This window comes from Hyphomonas sp., assembly GCF_016125515.1.
In the GTDB taxonomy this organism is placed as follows: Bacteria; Pseudomonadota; Alphaproteobacteria; order Caulobacterales; family Hyphomonadaceae; genus Hyphomonas.
On record NZ_WGLO01000002.1, the window covers coordinates 235,992 to 242,170 of the forward strand.

At 63.6% G+C, this 6,179-nt stretch carries 10 protein-coding genes and 1 pseudogene; 1 reads left to right on the forward strand and 10 read right to left on the reverse strand.

Annotated features, from left to right (window positions below):
- Positions 1–2: 2 nt before the first annotated feature.
- The 8 genes from rpsC to rpsJ are packed head-to-tail and all read right to left on the reverse strand — an operon-like array spanning position 3 to position 4,299.
- A complete protein-coding gene (gene rpsC, locus GC148_RS03260; RefSeq protein ID WP_291068640.1) occupies positions 3–740 on the reverse strand; it encodes a 30S ribosomal protein S3 in 738 nt (245 codons plus the stop codon).
- Entirely contained in the window at positions 740–1,129 is a 390-nt protein-coding gene (gene rplV / locus GC148_RS03265) for a 50S ribosomal protein L22 (protein WP_291068642.1), read from the reverse strand. Before rplV ends, rpsC begins: the two co-directional genes overlap by 1 nt.
- A gap of 2 nt (positions 1,130–1,131) precedes the next feature.
- A complete protein-coding gene (rpsS, locus tag GC148_RS03270) occupies positions 1,132–1,410 on the reverse strand; it encodes a 30S ribosomal protein S19 (RefSeq protein WP_291068644.1) in 279 nt (92 codons plus the stop codon).
- 15 nt (positions 1,411–1,425) lie between these two features.
- Entirely contained in the window at positions 1,426–2,256 is an 831-nt protein-coding gene (gene rplB / locus GC148_RS03275) for a 50S ribosomal protein L2 (protein ID WP_291068645.1), read from the reverse strand.
- Between the two features lie 18 nt (positions 2,257–2,274).
- Positions 2,275–2,574, reverse strand: a complete 300-nt coding sequence (locus GC148_RS03280; protein WP_291068646.1) for a 50S ribosomal protein L23 — start codon at positions 2,572–2,574, stop codon at positions 2,275–2,277.
- Positions 2,574–3,221 (reverse strand): 50S ribosomal protein L4, encoded by a 648-nt coding sequence (gene rplD, locus GC148_RS03285; RefSeq protein ID WP_291068648.1) that lies wholly within the window; start codon positions 3,219–3,221, stop codon positions 2,574–2,576. The genes GC148_RS03280 and rplD overlap by 1 nt, the downstream gene beginning before the upstream one ends.
- A complete protein-coding gene (gene rplC, locus GC148_RS03290; RefSeq protein ID WP_291068649.1) occupies positions 3,221–3,979 on the reverse strand; it encodes a 50S ribosomal protein L3 in 759 nt (252 codons plus the stop codon). Before rplC ends, rplD begins: the two co-directional genes overlap by 1 nt.
- A complete protein-coding gene (rpsJ, locus tag GC148_RS03295) occupies positions 3,979–4,299 on the reverse strand; it encodes a 30S ribosomal protein S10 (RefSeq protein ID WP_291062841.1) in 321 nt (106 codons plus the stop codon). The genes rplC and rpsJ overlap by 1 nt, the downstream gene beginning before the upstream one ends.
- 327 nt (positions 4,300–4,626) lie before the next feature.
- Here rpsJ and GC148_RS03300 point away from each other — a divergent pair, with 327 nt between their 5' ends.
- Entirely contained in the window at positions 4,627–5,154 is a 528-nt protein-coding gene (locus GC148_RS03300; protein ID WP_291068651.1) for a VOC family protein, read from the forward strand.
- A gap of 90 nt (positions 5,155–5,244) precedes the next feature.
- On the opposite strand, the gene GC148_RS03305 is transcribed toward GC148_RS03300, so the two are convergent.
- Positions 5,245–5,619: a hypothetical protein gene (locus GC148_RS03305; RefSeq protein ID WP_291068653.1), complete on the reverse strand. Its 375-nt coding sequence runs from the start codon at positions 5,617–5,619 to the stop codon at positions 5,245–5,247.
- 293 nt (positions 5,620–5,912) lie between these two features.
- Positions 5,913–6,179, reverse strand: a pseudogene (gene tuf, locus GC148_RS03310) (elongation factor Tu); the annotation flags it as partial.

Below are 6,179 nucleotides of genomic sequence, written 5' to 3' on the forward strand. Positions count from 1 at the left end.
AATTACGCTCCGGCAGCTTGCGCGCCCGATGCGGGACCGCGCTGGTTGGCGTTGGCGCGTGCGCGCGATTGACCGGACGTCTCAAGGCGCTTGTCCTGAGCCATCGGATCGTGCTCGAGGATCTCGCCCTTGTAGACCCAGACCTTGACGCCGATGATGCCATAGGTCGTCTCGGCTTCGGCCGTGCCGTAGTCGATGTCGGCGCGCAGCGTGTGCAGCGGCACCGAACCTTCGGCGTACTTCTCGGTGCGGGCGATTTCCGCGCCGCCGAGACGGCCCGAAACCACGACCTTCACGCCTTCTGCGCCGAGGCGCATGGCCGACTGGATCGAACGCTTCATGGCGCGGCGGAACGAAGCCCGGCGCTCGAGCTGGCGCGCGATATCGTCAGCGATCAGCGTCGCATCGATTTCCGGCTTGCGGATCTCGACGAGGTTCACGCGAACTTCGTCGGTGGTCATCGAGGCAAGTTCCTTGCGGAGCACTTCGATGTCGCCACCCTTCTTGCCGATCACCAGGCCCGGACGGGCGGTGTGGATCGTGATCAGGCACTTCTTGTGCGGGCGCTCGATGATGATCTTCGAGATGCCGGCCTGTTTCAGCTTTTCGCGGATCGACTTGCGGATCGCGAGGTCTTCGTGAAGCAGACGGCCGAAGTCGGCGCTGTCAGCATACCAACGGCTGTCGGCCGTGCGGTTGATGCCGAGACGAAACCCGATCGGATTGACTTTCTGACCCATTATGCGGCCTCCGCAGTCTGGCTGGTGTCACGAAGGACGATGGTGAGTTGGGCGAACGGCTTCTGGATCGGCGCAGCGCGGCCACGGGCGCGGGCCCGGATGCGCTTCATCACGAGGTTCTTGCCGACATGGGCTTCCGCAACGACCAGGCTGTCGATGTCGAGGCCATGGTTGTTCTCGGCGTTCGCGATCGCGCTCTGCAGCAGCTTGCGAACGTCCTTGGCGGGACGCTTCGGCGAGAACTGCAGCTCGGCGAGCGCGCGCTCGACCTTCAGACCGCGGATCTGCTGAGCCAGCAGGTTCAGCTTTTGCGGGCTGGAGCGATACATGCGCAGCACAGCGCGCGATTCGTTCGCGGCCTGCTTCGGAGGATTCTTGGCCTTTGCCATGACTACTTCCTCTTCGCTTTCTTGTCGGCGCCGTGGCCGTAATAGGTCCGGGTCGGAGCAAACTCACCGAGCTTGTGACCGACCATCTCTTCCGAGATCGTGACCGGGATGAACTTGTTGCCGTTGTGGACCTGGAAGTTCAGGCCAACGAATTGCGGCAGGATGGTCGAGCGGCGCGACCAGGTCTTGATGACGGCGCGTTTTTCGGACGAACGGGCTTCTTCTGCTTTCTTCAGCAGGTAGCCGTCGACGAATGGGCCTTTCCAGACAGAACGGGGCATGTCTCGCGGCTCCTCTTAGCGTTTCGCGTTACGGCGACGGATGATCAGACGATCCGTTGCCTTGTTGGTGCGGGTCTTGGGACCGCGGGTTTTCTTGCCCCACGGGGTGACCGGGTGACGGCCGCCCGAGGACTTGCCTTCACCACCGCCGTGCGGGTGGTCGACCGGGTTCATGACGACACCGCGAACGGTCGGGCGGACGCCCTGGTTGCGCGTACGGCCAGCCTTGGAGCTGACTTCGTTCATCTTGTCCGGGTTCGACACCGCGCCGATCGTGGCGAGGCAGCTGTCGAGCACCATGCGGAGTTCGCCGGAAGCGAGCTTGATTTGCGCATAGCCCGAGTCGCGGCCGACGAGCTGGGCGTAGGTGCCGGCAGAGCGGACCATCTGCGCGCCCTTCTGGGGCTTCAGCTCGATGTTGTGGATGATCGTGCCGACCGGGATCGACTTCAGCGGCAGGGTGTTGCCCGGCTTGATGTCTGCGGTGGCCGACGTGATGACCGTGTCACCGACTTCAAGGCGCTGCGGCGCGATGATGTAGGAGAGCAGGCCGTCTTCATACTTGATCAGCGCAATGAAGGCCGTACGGTTCGGGTCATACTCGAGGCGTTCGACAACAGCCGGGATGTCCCAGCGGTTACGCTTGAAGTCGACCTTGCGGTACAGGCGCTTCGCACCGCCGCCCTGGTGGCGGACAGTGATGCGGCCCTGGTTGTTCCGGCCGCCTTTCTTGTTCAGACCTTCGGTCAGCGCCTTGACCGGTGCGCCCTTGTGCAGGGCGGAACGGTCCACCAGCACGAGCTGGCGGCGGCCGGGAGAAGTCGGGTTGAATGTCTTCAGTGCCATGTGTTTCGTCCTTCTCCCTTAGAGGCCCGTCGAAATATCGACAGACTGGCCTTCAGCGAGCGTGACGACTGCTTTTTTCACGTCAGAGCGACGGCCGAGGAAACCCCGGAAGCGTTTCGTCTTGCCCTTCTGGGTCAGGGTGTTGACCTTTGTCACGCTCACCTTGAACAGGGCCTCGACGGCCTCCTTGATCGCCTTCTTGTCAGCGGTCGGCGCCACTTCGAAGATGATCTTGTTCTGCTCGGCGACGAGCGTCGATTTCTCGGTGATCAGCGGGCGGCGGATCACGTCATAGTGGTGGGGTTTCACCTCGGCCATTATTCAGCCTCCGCAGCTTCGACGCCGTCAAAGCGGGCTTTGATGCCCTCAGCGGCTTCTTTGGTGATAACGAGCGTCCGGCGGCGCAGGATGTCGTAGACATTCAGGCCGGCGACCGGGAGCACGTCGATGTTCGGGATGTTGCGGGCGGCGCGGGCGAAGTTTTCATTCACCTCGGCGCCCGAGATGATCAGCGCGTTTTCAATGCCGAGGCCCTTGAACGCCTGAACCAGGTCTTTCGTCTTGCCAGCGGCCATTTCAGCCTTGTCGATCACGAGGATCGAGCTGTCCTTGACCTTCGAAGAGAGCGCGTGGGCGAGTGCCAGCTTGCGGATCTTCTTCGGCAGGTCATGGGCGTGGCTGCGCACGCGCGGGCCGTGGGCTGCACCGCCGCCCACGAAAATCGGCGCATTGCGCGAACCGTGGCGGGCGCCGCCCGAGCCTTTTTGCTTGATCGACTTTTTCGTCGTCCGGTTCACTTCCGAACGCGACTTGGCTTTGTGCGTACCGGCCTGACGGCGGGCGAGCTGCCAGCGCACGGTGCGCTGCAGGATGTCGCCGCGGATTTCGTCGATGCCGAAAATCGCGTCGTCCAGCTCGATCTTGCCGGCAGCCTTGCCGGCGAGGGTTTTAACTGAGAGTTCCATTAGCCTTCACCCCCGGCGGTCATCTTTTCCGGTGCCTTGAACGAGCCGGCTTTCGGCGCGTCAGCAGGCAGCGCTTTTTTCACGGCGTCGCGGACTTCCACGAACGCACCGTCGTGGCCCGGCACAGCGCCTTTCACGAAGATCAGGCCGCGCTCGACATCGGTGCGCACAACCGTGAGATTCTGCGTCGTGATGCGTTCGTCACCGAGGTGACCAGCCATCTTCTTGTTCTTGAACACGCGGCCCGGATCCTGGCGCATACCGGTCGAACCGTGCGAGCGGTGCGACAGCGACACGCCGTGCGTGGCGCGCAGACCGCCGAAGTTCCAGCGCTTCATGGCACCGGCAAAACCTTTACCGATGCTCTGGGCCGTCACGTCGACCTTCTGGCCGGCCACGAAGTGGTCAGCGAGGACAGTCGAACCGACTTCCGGCAGATCGCCGCTGACGCGGAATTCCTTGACTTTCGCCTTCGGGGCAACGCCGGCCTTGGCGAACTGGCCGCGCAGCGCCTTCACGGTGCGCTTGGCTTTCTTGTCGCCGGCGCCAAGGATGACGGCCTTGTAGCCGTCAGTGCGGGTAACTTCCCCGCCCTTCTTGGTGGTGACGGTGCGGACCTCTTCGGTGCGAACGCCAACGACCTGGCAACCGTCAAGCGAGAGAACGGTGACCGGAACGTGGCGGCCGTCCGCGTCGAACAGGCGCGTCATGCCGACTTTGCGGGCGAGAACGCCCGTGCGGGGAGCAGGCAATGCCATTAGCGGCCTCCCTCGAGTTTGATTTCAATGCCGACGCCCGAAGACAGGTCGAGCTTCATCAGCGCGTCCACGGTCTGAGGAGTGGGGTCGACGATGTCGAGAATGCGGGTGTGCGTGCGGATTTCGAACTGGTCGCGCGAGGCTTTGTCGATGTGCGGCGACCGGATGACCGTAAAGCGCTCGATACGCGTCGGCAGCGGCACCGGACCACGGACTTCCGCGCCGGTGCGCTTCGCCGTGTTCACGATTTCCTTCGCCGACAAGTCGAGCGCGCGGTGATCAAAGGCTTTCAGCCTGATCCGGATATTTTGTTTTTCCATCTCGCTTCCGTCCGCGCAAAACACTTAGGCCCTGGGCGCGACAGCTCGTCAGCTTCGAGCGCCCGGGGGCTTCGGTAGGGTTAAATTGTCAGTTTCGAGGGAGCGTTCGCTGTCAAAAGCGCAGCCATCCCGGCGAAGTGGGGCTTCTAGTTGAGAGAATCGGATGCGTCAACAGCCGTTCAGGGGGAATCTGCAGGCCGTTTCCGCCCGGCCCGGCCCTGCGCTGAAGTGTCGGCTCGATCCGCCGCTGGCGGACGCCCCCTTCCCTATCTTCAGGCTGGTCTCCCGCGTGCCAGCCAGGCAGACTGGCGCCCGGGAGGATACCTCATGAGCCGGATTTTCGGGAAGGTCTGCCAGAACGGCTATGTCGTGCGCGACATCGAAGCCGCGATGAACCATTGGATCAATGTCATGGGCGTCGGGCCCTGGTTCTATATCGAGGACGTGAAGACCGACTGGTTCCGTCACAGGGGCAAGGAATCGGACGCAAAGATGAGCATTGCCCTCGCCAATTCCGGCGACCTGCAGATCGAACTGATCCAACCCCGCAACGACGCGCCCTCAATGTACAAGGAATTCCTCGACGCCGGCCACGAGGGCCTGCAGCACATGTCCTACTGGACCGAGGATTATCAGGGCCTCTATGACAAGGCGCTCGCGCTCGGCTACCGGGTCGGCCATGAGGGCTGTATTGGCGGGGAGAAAGGGCGCTTCGCCTATTTCGACACCGAGGCGCATCCCGGCACCGTGATCGAGATCTCCGACATCAGCGGCGCCAAGGGCCGGACCTTTGCGCACATCCGGAAAGTGGCGGAAGGCTGGGACGGGACCGACCCGATCCGGATCATCAGATAGGCTGGCCAAGCCCGCTCGCAGCACGTGCGGCCGGACGCAGCGGGAGCTGGCCGGTTGGCGGATGACAAGGCAGACAGGGCTTGCCCGGCGTCAGGATGAATTGAGGGCAAAAGCGGGCGCGGCGCCGGTGATTGGCCAGACGGCCATCGCCGAAACGCGCGCAAGGGCGGGCGCCGCACTCAGCCCGGCCGGCAGATCCGTGGACCAGACGGGATCGTCCCACCGGGGGCGCTCCGGCGCGTGTGGCCGATAGGCGGCGGGATCGGGTTTGCGGTCGCCCAGACAGACGATCTCGACCCAGCCCCAGCGGGAGGTGGCGAAGAGCACGTCTTCAAAACCCGCCGACGCATACCAGCGCAGCAACCGGTTCAGCGACCACCAGAGCACCGGCCAGAAGAATGCCGGCACATGCGCGAACAGGGGCGCGAAATGCGGGTGGTTGCGAAGGGCGCTGAGCGAGATCATGCGGCGAGAATACACCCGGCAGATGTCCGGCCGGACACGTTTCCGGGAAAAACGCCGGTTTCCGGTATCCCCCCGGTGAGTGCCGGGGCCCAAAAGACCTTGTTCCGTCCGGGTTTCCGGTGCCCGGCACCGGCCGGGAGGATGAGGCGGACCGGCGGCGCGAGGGGGGATTTCGTTGCGCAAGGGCAAACTTGCGCAACAAAAAGGGCCGCCCGTTGCGGGGCGGCCCTGATCGTTTTGCCCGTCCACAAACTGTCCACATCGTGTGGACGGTTTGGGGCGTTTCGGGGGGCTTACTTCTTGATTTCCGACACGACGCCGGCGCCGACAGTGCGGCCGCCTTCGCGGATGGCGAAGCGCAGGCCCTTGTCCATGGCGATCGGGTTGATCAGCTCGACGTCCATCTTCACGTTGTCGCCCGGCAGGACCATTTCCTTGTCAGCCGGCAGCTTCACGATGCCGGTGACGTCCGTGGTGCGGAAGTAGAATTGCGGACGGTAGTTGGTGAAGAACGGCGTGTGACGGCCACCCTCTTCCTTCGTCAGGATGTAGGCCTCGGC